Here is a 19,123-nt window from a genome sequence, read left to right as displayed (position 1 = left end):
AAAATACTATCCTAAGTTTTCGATTTTTTTAATATAATAAGAAGGGTTTAAACCTGTTTTGGATTTAAAATGTTTTGTAAAAGAATTATCGCTTTTATACCCTATTTCGGAAGCAATTGATTTAATCGAAAAAGATCTAAACTTCTTGTCATTTTTCAACCTTTTTAATGCGTATTCTATTCTTAAATCATTGATATAGTCATTAAAGCTTTTTTCTTTGTGTATTTTGATAATTTTTGAAAGATATGTGGTATTTGTTTTTACTTTTTTAGCCATTGTACTTAGGCTACAATCAGATTTCAAAAAATATTCTTGATCCTCCAATTTGTTTAACCTTTTTAGCACATTATTGATTTTCTCATCATCGATTATAATCTCCTTAGCACTATCTTTTGACTCCATTGTTTCTGTTCTGCGTTCAGACTCCAGATTGGATATTTTATTTATCAAATCGTTAAAAATAGTTTTATTCATTTTTTGTTTCCTGTAAAACAATCCTCCAACTGCTATCAACGATATTAATAATATCAATACTACTATTATACCATACCTTACTTCTTTTTGTTGTCTATTCTCGAGCTCCTTTATAGTTTCTCCTAGCTCTTGAGTATCCTTATTGTATATTTTATTAACAGTTTTATCCTTTTCGTCCTGAAATTGAGCCTGAAGTATCGTATATTTATTAAGCCAGTATTTAGATTTTCTCTCATTTCCTATAGCCTCATTACAGTCAGCCAATAGTCGATACGTTTCCAAAACTCTATCATTTCTTGAATCTTTTTTTTCTAACAAGTTTAATATACGATCCAAAGATCCAATTGCCTTTCTGTATGCTTCTTGTTTATAATAACAACGGGCAAGAAAATAATGAAGATTCAGTATAGGTTTTTTTTGCTTAATCTTATGAGTATGTGCAATATCTTCTACCAGATGTAAATACTCGAATGCCTTAGGTAAATCGTTTCTATAAAAAAACACTGCTCCTTTTTTAGTGTATAAATCAATAGTTCCAATATGATAACTTATAGGTTCACTAAGTTTAATTCCCATTTCTGCGTAATAAAGTACAGAATCATATTTCTTTTGATCCATGTATATTTCGCTAATAATAGTGATAAGATTAACATGGTTTTTACCATTTTTAAAAGAAGAGTTCTCTGCAAGTTTTAAGGAATGTTTACAGACTTCTAAAGCCTTATCTAATTGCTTCATTCTTCTACGAATCATGGTAATCCCTGAATTTGCAACAATCTCATATTTAATATTTCTATTCTTTTGTGCAATTTCCAAAGCCTTGTAATAGGAGTCTAGCGCTTTTTGATTTTTCCAATCCTTGAGATATGAATTCCCCAGTTTTAAGTAAATAGCACATAAAAACAGCTCGTAGTTTGCTTGTTTTGCTGCCTTTGCTGCATGACTAAAGTAATATGCACTTCTTTCGTAGTTTCCCGTTTTGTAAAAAGAAAGTGCTACATAATAATATTCATTGGTCTTGGCGCTATCCTGATTTTTGAGATTAGAAAGTGCTATTTCGTAAATTTTCGCATCTTCTGGTGTAGATTTCTTTATAAATTCCCCTAATTCTTTAGAGGATTTACCAACAAGGCTATCAAATACTGGTACATTATTTTTCTGAGCAAACATTGCCGTTGTCAAAAAAATAGATAATCCAATAGAAAAAAATAAGGGTATTGATAAAAGTCTTTTAAAAAAAATCATTATTCTGGATATGGTACAACTATCCAAATGTAATAATTACTTTTTTAAGCCGATTTTAAGATATTATACCCTGGTAAAAATAGCTAGAATACAATTATTTTAAATGATTCGGGTTGGTTTTATTTCTTTTTGCTACTTTTTGCAAAAGGGTTAAAATCCAAACACAATTGCACCCAATACTCGAGATCTTTATCCAGATCAAAACCATCGGGTGTAACAAAAACAAAACCTTTCATAGGTCTACCGGTAAAATCCATGGGTTGACACCCTTCTTTTTTCATAGCTTCTTCGGTTGCATCTATTCCTATTCGTGCCATTAGTAAATCCATTCCCTTTTTCTTACTAAAATGGATTCCGCAACACATTTTATTATCAACCATAAAGCATAGTCCTCCCATCATTTTCTTTTCATAGAAATCTGCCTTTTGTTCTCTAAAAATCTGCCGAATACGATCTGCTATAAATTCATTGTATGCCATAGTTACTGAATTGCTTTTGATAAATATTCATTAATAGGGCGCATCGTTTGCCAATACATCATCATTTCTTCGATCAAAGTAGCACTACTAATCAGGCCAGGGGCTTCTTCTCCAACAAAATAGAACTGTTTATTAGCAATTAAAGGTTCTTTTTTACACGCATCTTGCCATTCTTTGGGGATTCGTTTCATTGTTTCTCCTCTAATTTCTCCAAATTTCTGCACAAAATCCTTATCCTCTAATAAATTCCTAAATGTCTTAGGCGATTTATTAATTGTTGCTCTTATATTATGTAATTGTTCTTTTGACGGGCTAAAACACCCACCCATGATACCCACCATTTCTGGCGAAAAACGTAAAAATATACCAGGGATACTTTTGTCTTTACGCCCTTTGCTAGAAATAAAAGCCGTGTAATATAAATTATAAGGAGACTTATCTTTAGAAAAACGAATGTCTCTATTGATTCTAAGTACACAATCCTTAGGTTCAACTTGCAAATTCGGCTCCAGTTGTTGTATCTCTCTAATCATTGAACCAACAAATATCTCAAAAGGTTTTTTTATACTGGTTTCATATCTTTTTTTATTTTCATGAAACCATTCCCTGTGATTATTCTTTGCCAGCTCTTTAAAAAAAGCTACAAAATCTTCTGTAAAATAGTGCATCAATACGGTAATTAAAATTAGTAAAAAGAACAAATAAGTATCTCTTGCCACATTGAACCTTTTGACTTTGTTCAATGTGACAAAACATACAAAATACTACTTCATAGAATGGAAAGCCACTCTATTCCCTTCGGAATCCAGGAAAATCGCCATATATCCATTTTCTCCCAGTGAAGTTTTCGGCATTAAAATCTTGCCTCCTGCTTTTTCTACCCTAGCCAAAGGAATAGATAGATCATCACCACCATTAAGATAAGCAAACGTACCTTCTTGTGAGGGTTTATTGCCATTACCATGAGTAATACAACCTCCCACGCCTCCATCTTTATATGGAAAAAAAGCCATTTTAAAATCCATCTCCATAGGTTGCAGTTCGGCTTCTAAAAGTGCATTATAAAATTGTATTGCTCTTTCAAAATTAGTGCTTGGTATCTCAAACCAGCTAATCGCATTTGACATGATATTATAATTTATTGGTTTCTAATATCTCAAAGGTAAGTGATCCTATGTCTCAAAAAAATTATACTTTTACAAAAACATAGGTTTCTAAAATGAAGAAAAACGAAGAATTATTTTACCTTATCCAATCGTTGTCTAAAAGTGAAAAGCGATATTTTAAATTAAGCACACAAGGAAATGAATCTTCAGAATACTTAAATCTTTTTGATGCAATAGAAGTTCAAAAAGAATATGATGAAGCTCAAATTAAAGCTCTTTTTAAAGACAAAGCATTTGTAACACAATTAACGACAATAAAAAACTATCTAAAACAACGTATTCTTCAATCGTTAAGGAATTATCACTCTAGAATTTCAAAAAACGCAGAGCTTATGGACATTATTCGCAATGTCGAAATCCTATTTCACAAAGGTCAGTATACCATCTGTTTAAGTGAATTAAGGCGGGCCGAAAAAAAAGCAAAAAACTTTCAGCAGGATGTTTTACTTTTTCATATCCAAGACTGGAAAAGAAAAGTACACCAAGCATTATATCCTCAGGATTTTGAGACATTTAAAACTATTATTCAAAAACAAAAAGAAACACTCGAATCCACCAATGAATATATCAGCCTTCTACTAGCCAATATAGACCCTACACAATTCTCATTATCACATAAAAAAAGTGTTTCGTTACAAAACAAAACCCTTAAAACACTGCATAAATACAGAAAACAACTCCTTGCCAAGCATACAGACAAAGCAAAACAAACTCTAGAAGACCTCATTAAAGAATGGGAACAAAACCCTGAATTGCTAAAAGAATACTTTGCCATGTATTTTTCTGTAAACAATAACCTTCTTGGTTTTCTTGTGTTTAAAAAACAATATAAAGAGGCTTTTGTAAGAATCTTACTGTTAAAACAAAAAGCACTTGCTATTGGGACTATCTCTGCAGCTTTGATTAAAGAAAAACTAAGACTCTATAACATAGAACTTGAAATTCACAGGAACCTAAAAGAACTACACACTACTCACGAAATTATTGATGAAATTCAAAATTTTATTGAGCTAAATAAAACTCTTGTCCCCAATAATTATTGGCTATCTTTTCGTTTTCAGTTTGCAAATATTTACTTCTTAAAAAAGGATAATAAAAAAGCATTACAATGGATCAACGACATCCTTAATCATCAAACTAAAAAAGATCGAAAAGACCTAATCACTTATACTTATTGGTTAAACCTATTGGTTCACTATGAGCTTGGCAATGGGTTTACGCTAAGATATTTGATAAACTCTATGAAAAAGCATCTTAAAAAACAGAAAAACATAGTTTTCTATGAAAAAATCGTGCTAAAGTTTTTATCAAAAACTGTTGAATATGATGTTATAGAGAAAAGAAAAGCTTTTGCAATACTTAAAGAACAGCTCGAGGAACATCCAATTCCTGATCATATACTAGGGTATGTTGATTTTAAAGAATGGATGAACAGAAATTGTTAACTTCTCGAGAAAAATCAAAAAGTAATGCATTTACAATTTTATGGTTTTCTATTACATCACTCCTTTTTACTATCTTAGTTCTCACACAGCAAAACAGTGGATAAACCACTTGCGCTAATTTGAAACAAGAAATATGGGGGCTTTAACTTCACAAATTGAAAACCATTATTATCGACCTGATTTATATGATGATATTTTAAATCGCCTCAAAGAAATGGGAGTCGACATAGAAAATGTTACCCGAAAAGATATAGCCAGTGTCGATGAGTTTCATGTAAGAGGAGCAGAAGTCTCTCGCGAATTAGCAAAAACAGTTAGTGTAAATAACGCTAAACTATTAGATGTTGGATGTGGTATTGGGGGACCGTGCAGGATGTTGGCTGATGAATTTAACTGCAAAACAATTGGTCTTGATTTATCTGAAGAGTTTATAAAAACCGCAACTAATTTATCTAAACTTGTTGGTCTAAATAATAGTACAGAGTTTATTCAGGGAGATGCAACTAATTTACCTTTTGAAAACAAATCGTTTGATGTAGTTTGGACACAACACGTACAAATGAACATTAACGACAAATTAAAGTTCTACTCTGAAATAGATAGAGTATTAACTAACAAAGGAACCTTTATTTATTATGATATTTTTAAAAAAGGAGATAACGAAGTAGACTACCCAATGCCCTGGGCAAATGAATCAAAAATAAGTTTTCTTGAACAAATTTCTAAAATGGAATCTATTCTTCATACATTAGGATTACAAAAAGAACGATCTTCTGACCAAACTGCTAACGGAATTATATTCTTTGAGAATTTATTAAAAAAGATAATGCAATTTGGACCACCAAAATTAGGACTGAATGTCTTAATGGGAGCATCTACAAAAGATAAAATCACTAATTTATTAAGAGGGCTTAAAGAAGAAAAAATCATCCTTCAGAGTGGAGTCTATAAAAAATAAAAACTAGTACCAATAACATCTGTAGTATATTAGAACTTACAATTAATCATGACAGGAAAGTATTATAAAACAAAAGAATCTGTCGAAGAGTATATCAGGTTAGCAAAAGATGTTAATGGAGAATTCTTAATTGAAAAACTTAAACAAGTTTTGCCTTCCAATTCAACGGTACTCGAGATTGGTTCGGGCCCTGGTACAGATTGGAAAATCCTAAACAAATCATATGATATTACTGGTTCTGATAACTCAACCGAATTTCTGAATCATCTGATCTCCAAAAATCCTAATGGAAAATTCCTTGAGTTGGACGCTATTACTTTAAAAACAGATAAAAAATTTGATGGGATTTATTCAAATAAGGTATTACATCACTTAAATGATAATGAATTGATCGACACTGTTAAAAGGCAATATGAAATTTTAAATTCCAATGGAATACTATGCCATTCTTTTTGGAAAGGAGAAGGTTCTGAAGTTTTTAAAGGTCTTTTTGTAAATTATCATAACGGATCAACACTTAGAAAAGCCTATCTAAAGTATTTTGACATTCTATCTATCAGTGATTATAATGAGTTTGAGGATAATGATTCTCTTTTGTTAATCGCAAAGAAAAAATAATACCCGCTCTCTGCTTTAACTACTACTCTCTCATAACTAATTCTATTCGTTAACTACAATTTCTTATAAAAAAATTGCGTAACCGAATGATTACATTTATATTTGTAACCAATCAGTTACCTAAAATTATGAGAAGAGATGTCTTTCAAGCAATAGCCGACCCGGTTAGAAGAGAAATTATAGAGTTACTGGCAGACGAAACATTAACCATAAATACGGTAGCCCAAAAATTTGATGTTAGCCGTCCTGCAATTTCAAAACACTTAAAAATATTAAAAGAGTGTGGAATAATAACTATTAATAAACAAGGGAGAGAACGGTTATGCCAAATCCAACCCAGAAACCTTATCCCCGCTTTCTTATGGATAGAACAATATCGAAATCTATGGGAGGACAGACTGGATTCTTTCGAAAATTATTTAACCAAATTACAAACAAAAAATAAAGAAAATGAGTAATCAAAGTGAAGCAAACAATCGAACTGTAACTCTAAAAAGAACTTTTAATGCACCTATAAAATTAGTTTGGGAAGCCTGGACTCATCCTGAACATATCGCTCAATGGTGGGGGCCAAAAGGAATGAACACAAAAGTAATTGAACATGATTTTAGAGTTGGTGGCAAGTGGAAATATACCATGCAAATGCCAGATGGGAACGAATTCATTTCTGATGGTGTGTATTTGGAAATTGTTGAGCTCGAAAAAATATGCTCATCTGCAAACTTCAAACCCATGACAGAAGGTGTAGAAATACAAGCTCTATTTGAAAAAAACGGAGACAAAACTAATTTTACTTTTAATGTCATACATCCAACAGAAGAATATTGCGAGCAACAAACAAAAATGGGTATCATGAATGGTTGGGGATCTGTTTTTGATAGACTTGGAGAGTTTCTTGAAAAAAAATAATCGTTTTTATAAACAATATGCCTGAAGAAATTAAAATAAGAGAATTACGAAAATCTGATGCATTTTCAATAGCTGAACTTTCTGTACAACTTGGCTATCAAATTGATGAATCTTTAATTACAAAACAGATCACTTTAATAAATTCTAATAAAGATCATTTTGCATTTGTAGCTGTTTTAAATACAATAGTTATTGGATATATACATGGGTTTATTTCGATTAGATTAACATCTTCTCCTTTTTTGGAAATCGGAGGACTTATCGTTAGAAAAGAGTATAGAAGGAATGGAGTTGCCAGTACTTTGATCGAGTATCTAGAAAGTCACGCTAATGATTATAAAACCGTTAGGGTAAGATGTAATGTGAAAAGAGAATCTGCTCATCAGTTTTATTTAAATCAGAATTATATCGAGAAAAAAGAACAAAAAATATTTGAACGAACACCAGATAAACCTTAAATTAAACTGCTTAGAATTAAAAAAAGTCACTTCAAAACCTATGTTTTTGACATAAGAACATAAGGAGACTTAAAACAACACCATGGATACAATAACGGTAAAAGAAAAAGTTAAAGAAGCTCGTTTGGCCAAAGGTTTATCTCAAGAAGCATTAGCCGAAATGTCAAATATTTCTCTTAGAACCATACAGCGAATTGAAAAAGGTACGGTTACACCACGTCTTTTTACGCTACAAACGCTAGCAAAAAAACTAGATATAGATATTTCTAATTTGACCGTTAAAAAACCCAACATACAGAATTTAGCAAATGAAATATCTATTCTTAAAAAAATGAATTTATCTATTCTAGCGACATTAATTATCCCTTTAGGTAATATCATTATTCCGCTTATGATTTGGAAACTAAACGGAACATTAAAAGATTTAAAACACTTAGGAGGTAAAATAATTAGTTTTCAAATCATTTGGACAGTAGCTACCATATTCTCCTTCTTTCTGGTCGTTTTCCTTAATAATCTTATCACAGGAAATGCTGGAGATGGACTCTATATCGCTCTAATCGTTTACTTATTCTGTTTAGCAATTAACATTTTTATCATCTCTAAAAATACCATTCAGTTAAATAATAAAAATATTCTTACCATGTCATTTATACCTAATTTCTTGTAGTTAAGCACAAAAATTTCAATGAATGACATAAGAATGTCATAGCTCTGACATAATACATCTCTTAGCACTCACATACATTTGTTTCAAATAATCAAAATGAAACAAATATGATTCATCTATCATCACAAAAAACAATTCGAATACTATTATTTATAGTAATTATAACCCTCTTTTTTAATTCATGCAGTGATTCTCCAAAATCACTAGATGCACTAATGCAAGAGTATTCTGAAAATGGAAGAAAAAAAATCAGTAGTCCTTTTAATGGAGTTATTCTGGTTGCGAAAAAAGGAAAAATAACTTTTAAAAAAGCTTATGGACTAAAAGACCGAGAACAAAATATACCAAACATTGTAGATACCAAATTTCCAATCGGATCTGTAACCAAACAGTTTACAGCAATGTTAATAATGCAACTGGTTGAAGAAGGTGTTTTAAAATTAGAAGATTCTGTATCAACACATTTGCCTTATTTCCCAAAAGAATTAGGTAATAAAATAACAATTCATCAATTGTTATCACATACTTCTGGATTACCACATTATGAAGGTATTTTAAAAACTGGAATAACTCAAGACGCTTTTATATCTACTGCTTATACTCCCAGAGAATTGGCAATACTAGTAGGGAAAGTAAAACTAGCCTATACACCAGGGACAACATTTTATTATAGTAGCTTAGGGTATATGCTCTTAGGAGCTATTTTGGAAGAAGTTTCAAAAAAACCCTTTTCAGAATTACTTGAAACAAAAATAACAAAACCTTTAGGGCTAAAAAACACCGGATATGAAACTAATGAATTTATAAAAAATGAAACTGCAAAAGGCTATTCTTTTATTGAAGATGAAACCTTTCGTATGATTTTTATGAAATATGGAGGAAATTTTAATAATGTACCGTTTAGAGATCAGTCTAATATATATGCTACCGGAGGGATACACTCTACAGTTGATGATCTATTTATTTGGAGTGAAGCCATTAAAACAAACAAATTATTATCAGCCACTTATACCAAAAAAATGCTAACCCCAAATAAGCATGGTTATTGTTATGGTTGGATTCGCAATTGGGACGATCTGATCGAAAGAAACACCAAGATAAAAATGTATACTCATGGTGGCGCCCTTCATGGCCATCGCTCATCAATAAATATGTATGATGATGACACAACAATTATATTTCTCTCTAATGTAAATCCAATTAAAGACAGAGAAATAATACATCAATTATACTTATCAGCACATGGCCTTGAAGATATTTATAAAATGAAAGGGTATCCAGACAGAAGTTCTTTAGACGAATTTAAAAAACATGGGGGTATTAAAGCATTGAATAGCTATTTTGAAAAACTATCAGAGTTATGTGGCTATAAAGTGTTACCATCAGAAACTTCTGTTGGACATATTATGTATCTCTATTATCAAAATGGGAACCAGAGAATTGCAGATAGTTTAAAACAGTCTTTTTTAAAAAATTATAACCCTACCGAGAATTCTATAAATAGATTAGGCTATAAATTCCTTGATGATAATTGTGAATTAGCAATTAAATTTTTTAAAGAAAACACAAAACGATATCCTAATTCATCAAATGTATGGGATAGCTTAGGCGAAGGTTTTTTAGTGTGTGAAAGTTATAAAGAAGCAATTACTTGTTATTCAAAAGCAATTGAATTAGGGGAAAAAACAAATCACCATAGCGTAAAACTATTTAAAGAAAATTTACAACATGCAAAAAATAAATTAGAAACTAAAAAATGAATCAATCATTAAAACCCATAAATATGTGGTAGAAGGTCATAAAGTAAAATCATATAGTTTTATATTGTAATCCATGAAGCGTTACCGAACGTTTGGTAAAATATTATTTATTTGTACATTTGCTCTATGAGACCACAAAAAGTAAACGATCAGGATTTATTAGAAGGATTAATGTCTGTTATTCGTTCTAAAGGCTATGACGGTTCGAGTCTTAATGATCTGGCTGGCTCATCGGGACTACAGAAAGCAAGTTTATATCATCGTTTCCCTAATGGGAAAAAGGAAATTACTTCTGTTGTTCTGGATTATGTAGAAAAATGGGCCGCTGACAACATTCTTTCTCTTCTGTCTGACACCAAGATAAAACCAGTTGAGAGACTTGAAAAAGCACTCATAAACATAGACCTTCTTTATGGTAGAGGCGAAAAGACATGTATTTTAAGAGCATTAACCATGGATTCGAATCTCGAATTATTTGGAAAACAATTAAATCAAATTATGACTCAATGGATTACAGGTTTTAGTACTTTAGGAATTGCATTTGGTTTATCAGAAAGTGACGCAAAAAATAAAGCAGAGCAAACCTTAATTTTAATACAAGGGAGCTTAATTGTATCCAAAGCCACATCAGATCTCTCCCTTTTTCAAAAAACCTTGACATCCATAAGAATGATGTATAGCTAATAAAAAGATACATCAAACAATACGTATTGTAGCGAACAAAGCTAAATTGATTTATGAAAATTGTTATGTAGTATTATTTTTTATATATTTACAAACCGACCGGTTGGTCTGTGTGTAAAATTAATTTCATGGATACTAGATCTCATCTTATAGAAACTGCTTTTAAATTATTCTTAGATAAAGGATATAGCAGTACATCAATGGCAAACTTAGTAGAGTCTTCTAAACTTTCTAAAGGCGCTGTTTATCATCATTTTGAAAATAAAGAAAAATTATACATAGAGGTAATTGACAAATATTTCCTGTTTTATTTTAAACAAGTAGATCTGGATGCTATGAAAGACATGAATTTAACAGAGATGAATATTATTTTAAAAGATTTCTTTAGTTCATTTATTCCCAAAACTATTAAAATAACTCCAAAAGGAGTCTCTCGACATTTTATTCTGTTTTTTGAAGCTTTCGAAATTCATCCAACATTTAAAGAATATGTACGAAACTTTTACGCCGAACTTAGAAAAGTGCTGGAAACAGGGTTTAAAAAAAATAAATCAAAAAATCCCGAAAACGATGCCATAATTCTAATTTCAAAGTATGAAGGTTTGCTATTTTGGCAATCCGTATTTCCAGAACAAAACATAGAACAAATATTATTAGAAATTTAAACCGAATATGAACCTATTTAAAAAAACACTAAAAGTAACGGGCATTATATTAGTAGTATTACTAATAGGATTATTTATATTCTTATTAATAATAAGTCCTGGATCAACTCCCATATTTAAAGATGAACAAGGTGATAGTATTAAAAGCAGTATTGCCGAAATGAAACATATTCCCATTGGTGGTATAGAACAATTTGTATTAATTAGAGGCAAAAACATAGCCAATCCAATATTATTAGTTCTTCATGGGGGACCTGGTGCTACAGAAACACCAATGTTTAGAAAACATAATAGCGACCTAGAGGAACATTACACCGTTGTATATTGGGATCAAAGAGGCTCGGGCAAATCCACAATCTCTAATATCCCTACAAGTACTTTTACTCTCGACAGATTTATTGAAGATACTAATGAGGTTACAAAATATTTAAAAAAACGATTTAAAAAAGATAAGATATTCTTATTGGGGCATTCCTGGGGATCATTATTAGGTATAAGTACAGTTTATAAATATCCTAACGATTACCATGCATACATAGGAACGGGTCAAATCGGGAATGTAGATAAAAACGAACAAGTAGCATATCGATTCGCTCTAAAAAAAGTAACAGAAGACCAAGATACAATTGCTATTAATCGTTTAAAAAAAATTGGTGGGTTTACCAACAGACCTATTGATAAAGATCTATTAAAAAGCCGAATGTATGTATCAAAATACGGTAGTCTCTATAAAGAAAATAGCATTTTAGATGTATTCGTTACACCTATATTGTATAATAAAGAATATACCATAAGTGATAAATATAATGCTATAACTAACGGAACCGATATTGAAGCAATCATACAATCTCCCGTTTTTAATTTATTTGAAACAGTTTTCAAAACCGATCTAACAAAAACTATAGAAGAATTAAAGGTTCCTGTTTATTTTTTACAAGGCAAGCATGATTATCTTACCAATTATGATATAGCAAAAGAGTATTTTGATGTTTTAAAAGCTCCAAAAAAAATATTCATTACTTTTTATAAATCTGCACATTTCCCTCCTTTTGAAGAACCAAAAAAATTTAATGATTTTATGATTAATAATGTCCTCATTAAAAACTCTAAATAAATATCAATCATAGTAATAAACTTATAATGAATTGAAAATAATCGCACGTTTTAAAAAGTAGAATTTATATTTTACATTTAAAATAAAATACCTTAATAACAAAAACAGAGCATGGATAAAAAAACCATTGATCATTATACAACATATGCATAAAAGCAAAATACAAATAAGAAGAGCCAAAGATTTTGATTTCTTGTCTATTCATCGTTTTATTGAAATATTAGAAAATCAAACCTTCAAAAAAGAAAAGCAAGAAAATATTTTTATCGAAAATTTAAATAACCAAAATAACATATATCTTATTGCTGAGGTTGAAAATGAAATTGCTGGATTTTTAAGTTGTCACGTTCAAAATTTACTTCATCATAATGGGTTGATTGGCGAAATTCAGGAAATGTTTGTAACAGAAAGTTGTCGTGGTTTAGGAATCGGACAAAAACTAATAGATCACCTCAAAAGTATAGCCAAAGAAAAGGAAATAATTCAACTTGAAGTTACCTCAAACATTAAAAGAGAAAATGCCCATAGCTTTTACGAAAATCAAGATTTCATAAATACTCACAAAAAATTTGTTTGTAAATTCAGTAAATAAAAAAAGTGTTAACAATCATGAAAAAAGTATTCTTCTTGATATTGATCTTGTTTCTATGCTCTAAAGTATATAGCCAGGCAAAAACCATTCATGTATATGTGGCTTTATGTGATAATGAAAATCAAGGAATTGTTCCTGTTCCGGCAAAATTAGGGAACGGAAAAGATCCAAAGCATAATTTATATTGGGGTGCTGGTTATGGGGTAAAATCTTTCTTTAAGTTTAAAGCAAAAGACTGGAAGTTAGTAAAAAATTTTGAAATAGATGATCCCGTATTACTAGATAGAGTTTTATTTAAACATAGTACCAAAAAAATCTATCTATTAGCTGATGCCTATGATGGTGCAAAAATCCAAACCTGCATTGAAGATTTTCTACTGGCCTCTAATTCTCAAAACCCTATTTCGATTGAAGTAAACTCAGAAACATTAAAATTTGGTGGTGATTCTGATTTACTTTCATATATCGGTCACGATGGCTTAATGGAATTTAATGTAGATATTACATACAAGAAAGAGGTTATTAAAAAAAGGGATGTAATAGTTTTGGCATGTTATAGTCAAAATTATTTTTCAAAAGAAATAAAACGCGCAAAAGCAAATCCAATTTTGTGGACTACACATTTAATGGCTCCTGAAGCATATACATTGAAGTCTGCAATCGATGGTTGGATTAAAAATGAAACTGGGAAACAAATTGAAGAAAGAGCGGCTCAAACATATCATGCGTATCAAAAATGTGGTATAAAAGGAGCCAGAAATCTGTTTACCACAGGGTTTAAAAAATAATTTGTTTAAGATATTACCTGTAAACCAGAAATAGAAAATGCCATATACTCTTCTTAAGGAAAATATAGATAAACACATTCAATTTTCTGACTCAGAATTTGAGACCTATAGTCATTTCTTTTATCCAAAGACTATTTCTAAAAAAGATTTTTTACTTAGACAGGGTGATGTATGTCGATTTGAAGGTTTTGTAACCAAAGGTTGTTTTCGTGTGTACACGATAGATAATGATGGAAATGAAAATGTTTTATATTTTGCTGTCGAAGATTGGTGGGTGACCGACATAGATAGTTTTACAAATCAAGCCCCTGCTCTATTATCAATTCAAGCCCTTGAAGACAGTGAAGTTTTATTGATCAATAAAAAAGACAAAGAACTACTGTATCAGCAAATGCCTAAAGTAGAAAAGCTATTTCGTATTATGTCACAAAAAACTTTGGTTTCTTTACAAAGAAGGTTGATACGAAATCATTGTTATACAGCAGATGAACGTTATCTGCATTTCATGAAGACCTATCCAAAAATAGCACAAAAACTCACCAATTTACAGATTGCAGCTTACTTAGGAATCTCACATGAATTTGTAAGTAAAATTCGAAAAAAGATCGCTTCAAAAAAATAATCAAGATACTCACAGTTATTGAACTAGTTCAATGTTTTTGAAAACTGATGTATGCAACTTTGTACCATCATTTAAAAGAACATTAAAATGAATAAAATCAATTTTTTAATAACAATACTATTAATTTCAATAACAATGAGTAGTACAGCACAAAACCTAGAATACAAAGTGTATCGGGCAGACGAAAACAGTTTTCACATCGCTTCTGTTTTAATTTATGGAGAAAAAGACGCAATTCTTATTGATGCCCAATTCACACTTTCTGATGCACATAATGTAGTTGCAGAAATCCTAAAAAGTGGTAAAAACCTTACAACCATTTATATAAGTCATGGAGATCCTGATTATTATTTTGGGTTAGAAGTATTTAAAAATTCTTTCCCAGATGTAACCATTTATACCAGCAAACATACGCTATCACACATCAAAAAAACGTATGAGAAAAAGTTACAGATTTGGGGCCCAAAACTAGGGAATAATGGGACAAAAAAAGTTGTTTTTCCAGAAATATTAAAAGGGAATACGATAGATCTCGAAGGGCATTCTATTGAAGTAAAAGGTCTTAATGGCTCTACTCCAGAAAGGGCATTTGTCTGGATTCCATCTCTAAAAGCAATTGTAGGAGGTGTAAATGTATATGACAATTTACATCTATGGATAGCAGATGCAAGTACTACAGAAAAACGTGTTGCCTGGTTATCGGTTTTAGAAGAAATGGAACGCCTTAACCCAGAAATTGTTGTTTCTGCTCATGCCTTAGACAACAGTAATCTAAATCGTAGTGCGATTACCTATTCTAAAAATTATTTGATTGCTTATCAGAAAGAAGAAGTAAAATCAAAAAACTCTGAAGAGCTTATTGCTGCCATGCAAAAACTGTATCCCAATGCAGGCTTAGATATTGCACTTCAATTGGGTGCCAAAGTGGTAAAAGGTGAAATGAAATGGTAAATTCATTTTGATAATAATACACTAACAATAGCGGTTTAAACTAACACTTAAATCGCTATTTTCTGTTTAATTTTGGTACTTTGTATCCTCAAAAGTAATGGATTCGATCAACTAAAAATATGGAAGTATCTAAGGAAAACTATAGCATCTCAACAGATAAGAACAAGTTGGATGTTTTATTGATATATAATTTTCTAACAAATGAATCAGGATGGAGTGATGGTATTTCATATGATGCAGTAAAAGTATCAATAGAGAATTCTCTTAATTTTGGGCTTTATTCTGAGGACAAACAGATTGGGTATGCAAGAGTGATTTCGGATTATTCAACAATTGCTTATTTAGGAGATATTTTTATCCTCAAAGAGTATAGAAAATTAGGATTAAGTAAATGGCTCATGGAAACCATCATGGGGCATCCTAATTTACAAAATTTAAGACGTTGGATTTTGTTAACAAGTACTGCCGAATGGCTATATGAAAAGTATGGATTTACAAAACTTCCAAAACCAGAAATTTATATGGAGAAATTTGATCCTAATGTGTATACAAAATAAACAGCAACGGTTAATACTATAAAAATTGCTTTAGATAAAAAAGTTACTTAGATAGTATTCGATCTCTACATGTGGTTGCTCTTTGAGTTGTTATCTTTACAGAAAAGTAATACAGGAGAACAGTTACAAAAAATGAAAAAAACAATATTCATACTTCTTATATTTTTGATAACAGCATGCCAGCAAAAATCAGAGAGAAAATTAACTATTGCTGTAGCTGCAAATATGCAATTTGCAATGAAAGAGTTATCCAGGACTTTTACAGACCAAACCGGTATTGCTTGTGATCTTATTATAAGCTCATCGGGAAAATTAACTGCGCAAATTAAAGAAGGTGCTCCTTTTGATGTATTTGTTTCTGCAGATATGAAATATCCAAAAGAATTATTTGATACAGGTTTTACTATCAAAACACCTAAAATATATGGCTACGGAAAATTAGTTATGTGGTCTATGATTGATACTATTGACCCGTCTCTAGAAACCCTTAAAAGTTCGAAGATACATCATATTGCAATTGCAAACCCTAAAATGGCTCCCTATGGCCTAGCTACAATAGAAATTTTAAAAAGACATAACCTTTATGAAGACATAAAAGATAAATTGGTATACGGAGAAAGTGTTTTACAAACTAATCAGTTTATTATTTCAAAATCTGCAGAAATTGGTTTTACTTCAAAATCCGTAGTTTTATCTCCAGAAATGAGCAATAAAGGCAATTGGATTGATCTAAAAGATACAGATTACTCTGCAATCGCTCAAGGAGTTGTTACTCTTAATCAAAAGAATCAAGAGGATGCAGAAAAGTTTTATAATTTTTTATCTTCTGCAGACGCGAGAAAAATTCTCGAAAATTTTGGTTATTCAACAAAAGAAAATTGATCTATGAATGTTCTAAAGGGAGAAATAACATCTATAAAAACTAATGGTAGTTTATCATTGGTTACTGTTGATGTTGGAGCTGTTTTTTTTAATACTATTATAATAGAAACACCCGATACAGCTCCCTATTTAAAACAAGGAAATCATATTAAAATGATTTTCAAAGAAACAGAAGTAATTGTTGGAAAAGGAACAGAACATTCTATAAGTATACAAAACAAAGCAATCGGAGAGATTATTAATATAAAAAAAGGAACATTATTAAATACGTTGACTATTGATTCTACTGTTGGTCATCTAACAGCGATCATTACTTCTGATGCTGCTGATCAATTGCAATTAGAAATTGGCGAAAAAATCACAGCCATGATTAAAACCACCGAAATAATGTTATCAGAATGATGGATTGGCAACCTTTAGTATTAACGTTTAAACTGGCATTAGTTACCACGCTTTTGTTATTGGTTATTTCTGTCCCTCTATCCTATTGGCTTGCTCATACAAAATCTAAAGTAAAACCATTCTTAGAAACTCTGGTAAGTATGCCCTTGGTTTTACCTCCAACCGTCTTAGGATTTTATATGTTAGTTGCTTTTAGTCCTGCAAACGCTTTTGGAAGTTGGCTAAACGAGTATCTGGGTATACAACTTATTTTTTCGTTCCATGGACTTGTTCTTGCATCAATTATTTATAGTTTACCGTTCATGGTGCATCCCATCCAAGCTGGATTTTCGAATTTACCCTCATCAATAACAGAAGCATCCTATGTATTAGGAAAATCTAAAATCACCACTCTTTTCAAAGTATTACTTCCCAATATAAAACCATCATTACTCACGGGAATTGTATTGGCTTTTGCTCATACCATTGGTGAATTTGGTGTAGTATTAATGATCGGTGGCAATATGCCAGGAAAAACAAAAGTGGCCTCTATTGCTATCTATGATGAGGTAGAGGCTCTTAATTATGATGTAGCAAATTGGTATTCGCTCATTTTATTTGCAATTACATTTAGCATCTTATTACTGGTATATCTGGTTAATGGTGGATATTTAAAACGATTCTGGAAATGATACATATAGCTTTGCAAAAAGAATTAACGGCAGCAAATGGAGCAATGCAACTTGATGTTAGCATCAGTATAGAGCAAGGCCAATTAGTTACGTTATATGGAGATTCTGGAGCCGGTAAAACTTCTATCCTTAGAATGATTGCAGGATTATTACAAGCAAATGAAGGACGAATTATAGTAAACCAAAACATATGGCTTGATACCAAAAATGGGATCTGCCTAAAACCCCAACAACGAAAAATTGGATTTGTGTTTCAGGATTATGCCTTGTTTCCTAATATGACTGTAAAAGAAAACCTTCTTTTTGCAGTAGAAAAAAGACAAAACAAAGAAATTGTTAATGAACTCATAGATATTATTGAATTGGGCGATTTACAAGATCGTAAACCCTTAAATCTTTCAGGGGGACAAAAACAAAGAGTAGCCTTAGCAAGGGCATTGGTAAGAAAACCAGAAATTTTGATGTTGGATGAGCCTCTTTCTGCATTGGATATAAAAATGCGCACAAAACTACAAGACTATATCCTTAAAGTACATAAACAATTTAATTTAACTACTATACTTATAAGCCATGAGATAGGCGAGGTCATAAAAATGTCTGATACCGTATTTAGTATTAAAAATGGAAAAATAATTAGACAAGGAAAACCTATTGAAGTATTTACGACAAAACAAATAAGTGGGAAATTTCAATTTTCGGGAGAAATAATTCAAATTGAAAAAGAAGATATAATTTATATTGTTACCATTTTGATAGGGTCAAATTTTGTAAAAATAGTTGCTGAAGAAGACGATATAAAAACAATAACTGTGGGAGACAAAGTAATTGTTGCTTCAAAAGCATTTAACCCTTTATTACAGAAAATAAATTAATCATAATCTTATATAATATATTACACAATACAAAGGTTAAAAAATGAATTCAAAAAAAACAGCTATAGCGACCATTTAACTATAGCTGTTTTTAAATTCTGTAGACTAATCTAAGTATAAAAGTCTATTTTTTAGTTTTTC

The 19,123-nt window shown here is 30.9% G+C and carries 24 protein-coding genes; 20 read left to right on the top strand and 4 right to left on the bottom strand.

All coding sequences use genetic code 11. The annotated features are described in order from the left end of the window. Positions 1-6 precede the first annotated feature (6 nt). From NNH57_RS18830 to NNH57_RS18815, 4 genes are all read right to left on the bottom strand, one after another. Entirely contained in the window at positions 7-1,719 is a 1,713-nt protein-coding gene (locus NNH57_RS18830) for a helix-turn-helix domain-containing protein (protein ID WP_108808060.1), read from the bottom strand. 119 nt (positions 1,720-1,838) lie between these two features. Beyond that, the gene (locus NNH57_RS18825) at positions 1,839-2,198 is read right to left on the bottom strand and encodes a TfoX/Sxy family protein (RefSeq protein WP_074405596.1); all 360 of its coding nucleotides are present in this window, start codon (positions 2,196-2,198) and stop codon (positions 1,839-1,841) included. Positions 2,199-2,200: 2 nt separating this feature from the next. Next, positions 2,201-2,917 (bottom strand): DUF2461 domain-containing protein, encoded by a 717-nt coding sequence (locus NNH57_RS18820; protein WP_132066012.1) that lies wholly within the window; start codon positions 2,915-2,917, stop codon positions 2,201-2,203. A 45-nt stretch (positions 2,918-2,962) separates the two neighbouring features. Then, positions 2,963-3,325 (bottom strand): VOC family protein, encoded by a 363-nt coding sequence (locus tag NNH57_RS18815; RefSeq protein ID WP_108808061.1) that lies wholly within the window; start codon positions 3,323-3,325, stop codon positions 2,963-2,965. 92 nt (positions 3,326-3,417) lie between these two features. Here NNH57_RS18815 and NNH57_RS18810 point away from each other — a divergent pair, with 92 nt between their 5' ends. From NNH57_RS18810 to NNH57_RS18715, 20 genes are all read left to right on the top strand, one after another. After that, positions 3,418-4,809: a hypothetical protein gene (locus NNH57_RS18810; RefSeq protein ID WP_074405599.1), complete on the top strand. Its 1,392-nt coding sequence runs from the start codon at positions 3,418-3,420 to the stop codon at positions 4,807-4,809. Positions 4,810-4,942: 133 nt separating this feature from the next. Continuing rightward, entirely contained in the window at positions 4,943-5,767 is an 825-nt protein-coding gene (locus NNH57_RS18805) for a class I SAM-dependent methyltransferase (protein WP_108808062.1), read from the top strand. Positions 5,768-5,815: 48 nt separating this feature from the next. After that, positions 5,816-6,385 (top strand): class I SAM-dependent methyltransferase, encoded by a 570-nt coding sequence (locus tag NNH57_RS18800; protein ID WP_108808063.1) that lies wholly within the window; start codon positions 5,816-5,818, stop codon positions 6,383-6,385. A gap of 86 nt (positions 6,386-6,471) precedes the next feature. Beyond that, positions 6,472-6,843 carry an ArsR/SmtB family transcription factor gene (locus NNH57_RS18795; protein ID WP_234423378.1) on the top strand — a complete coding sequence of 124 codons (372 nt, stop codon included), beginning with the start codon at positions 6,472-6,474 and terminating at the stop codon, positions 6,841-6,843. Further along, positions 6,836-7,294, top strand: a complete 459-nt coding sequence (locus NNH57_RS18790) for an SRPBCC family protein (RefSeq protein WP_074405602.1) — start codon at positions 6,836-6,838, stop codon at positions 7,292-7,294. Before NNH57_RS18795 ends, NNH57_RS18790 begins: the two co-directional genes overlap by 8 nt. Before the next feature lie 17 nt (positions 7,295-7,311). Continuing rightward, a complete protein-coding gene (locus NNH57_RS18785) occupies positions 7,312-7,752 on the top strand; it encodes a GNAT family N-acetyltransferase (protein ID WP_074405603.1) in 441 nt (146 codons plus the stop codon). Between the two features lie 82 nt (positions 7,753-7,834). Then, positions 7,835-8,422, top strand: a complete 588-nt coding sequence (locus NNH57_RS18780) for a helix-turn-helix domain-containing protein (RefSeq protein WP_074405604.1) — start codon at positions 7,835-7,837, stop codon at positions 8,420-8,422. A gap of 107 nt (positions 8,423-8,529) precedes the next feature. Then, positions 8,530-10,182 (top strand): serine hydrolase domain-containing protein, encoded by a 1,653-nt coding sequence (locus NNH57_RS18775; protein WP_108808064.1) that lies wholly within the window; start codon positions 8,530-8,532, stop codon positions 10,180-10,182. A 126-nt stretch (positions 10,183-10,308) separates the two neighbouring features. Then, complete coding sequence (locus NNH57_RS18770) at positions 10,309-10,866, top strand: TetR/AcrR family transcriptional regulator (protein ID WP_108808065.1); 558 nt, start codon at positions 10,309-10,311, stop codon at positions 10,864-10,866. 128 nt (positions 10,867-10,994) lie between these two features. Beyond that, positions 10,995-11,531, top strand: a complete 537-nt coding sequence (locus tag NNH57_RS18765) for a TetR/AcrR family transcriptional regulator (protein ID WP_108808066.1) — start codon at positions 10,995-10,997, stop codon at positions 11,529-11,531. Between the two features lie 7 nt (positions 11,532-11,538). Next, complete coding sequence (locus NNH57_RS18760) at positions 11,539-12,645, top strand: alpha/beta fold hydrolase (protein ID WP_108808067.1); 1,107 nt, start codon at positions 11,539-11,541, stop codon at positions 12,643-12,645. 145 nt (positions 12,646-12,790) lie between these two features. Continuing rightward, entirely contained in the window at positions 12,791-13,237 is a 447-nt protein-coding gene (locus NNH57_RS18755; protein ID WP_108808068.1) for a GNAT family N-acetyltransferase, read from the top strand. 17 nt (positions 13,238-13,254) lie between these two features. Continuing rightward, positions 13,255-14,025: a hypothetical protein gene (locus NNH57_RS18750; RefSeq protein ID WP_108808069.1), complete on the top strand. Its 771-nt coding sequence runs from the start codon at positions 13,255-13,257 to the stop codon at positions 14,023-14,025. A gap of 37 nt (positions 14,026-14,062) precedes the next feature. After that, the gene (locus tag NNH57_RS18745; RefSeq protein ID WP_074405608.1) at positions 14,063-14,647 is read left to right on the top strand and encodes a Crp/Fnr family transcriptional regulator; all 585 of its coding nucleotides are present in this window, start codon (positions 14,063-14,065) and stop codon (positions 14,645-14,647) included. 87 nt (positions 14,648-14,734) lie between these two features. Then, positions 14,735-15,598 carry an MBL fold metallo-hydrolase gene (locus tag NNH57_RS18740; RefSeq protein ID WP_108808070.1) on the top strand — a complete coding sequence of 288 codons (864 nt, stop codon included), beginning with the start codon at positions 14,735-14,737 and terminating at the stop codon, positions 15,596-15,598. 119 nt (positions 15,599-15,717) lie between these two features. Next, on the top strand, positions 15,718-16,155 hold the full coding sequence (locus NNH57_RS18735; protein ID WP_082994775.1) for a GNAT family N-acetyltransferase: 438 nt from the start codon (positions 15,718-15,720) through the stop codon (positions 16,153-16,155). A 132-nt stretch (positions 16,156-16,287) separates the two neighbouring features. Continuing rightward, positions 16,288-17,037 (top strand): molybdate ABC transporter substrate-binding protein, encoded by a 750-nt coding sequence (gene modA, locus NNH57_RS18730; protein WP_074406742.1) that lies wholly within the window; start codon positions 16,288-16,290, stop codon positions 17,035-17,037. 3 nt (positions 17,038-17,040) lie between these two features. Next, positions 17,041-17,439, top strand: coding sequence for a TOBE domain-containing protein (locus NNH57_RS18725; RefSeq protein WP_074405611.1), 399 nt, complete (start codon positions 17,041-17,043; stop codon positions 17,437-17,439). Then, entirely contained in the window at positions 17,439-18,110 is a 672-nt protein-coding gene (gene modB, locus NNH57_RS18720; RefSeq protein ID WP_074406743.1) for a molybdate ABC transporter permease subunit, read from the top strand. Before NNH57_RS18725 ends, modB begins: the two co-directional genes overlap by 1 nt. Next, entirely contained in the window at positions 18,107-18,982 is an 876-nt protein-coding gene (locus tag NNH57_RS18715) for an ATP-binding cassette domain-containing protein (RefSeq protein ID WP_074405612.1), read from the top strand. The genes modB and NNH57_RS18715 overlap by 4 nt, the downstream gene beginning before the upstream one ends. Positions 18,983-19,123: the final 141 nt, after the last annotated feature.

Origin of the sequence: Aquimarina spinulae, from assembly GCF_943373825.1 — a bacterium.
In the GTDB taxonomy this organism is placed as follows: domain Bacteria; phylum Bacteroidota; class Bacteroidia; order Flavobacteriales; family Flavobacteriaceae; genus Aquimarina; species Aquimarina spinulae.
Note: the sequence above shows the minus strand (reverse complement) of the source record. Positions and strands in the feature narration are given on the sequence as shown.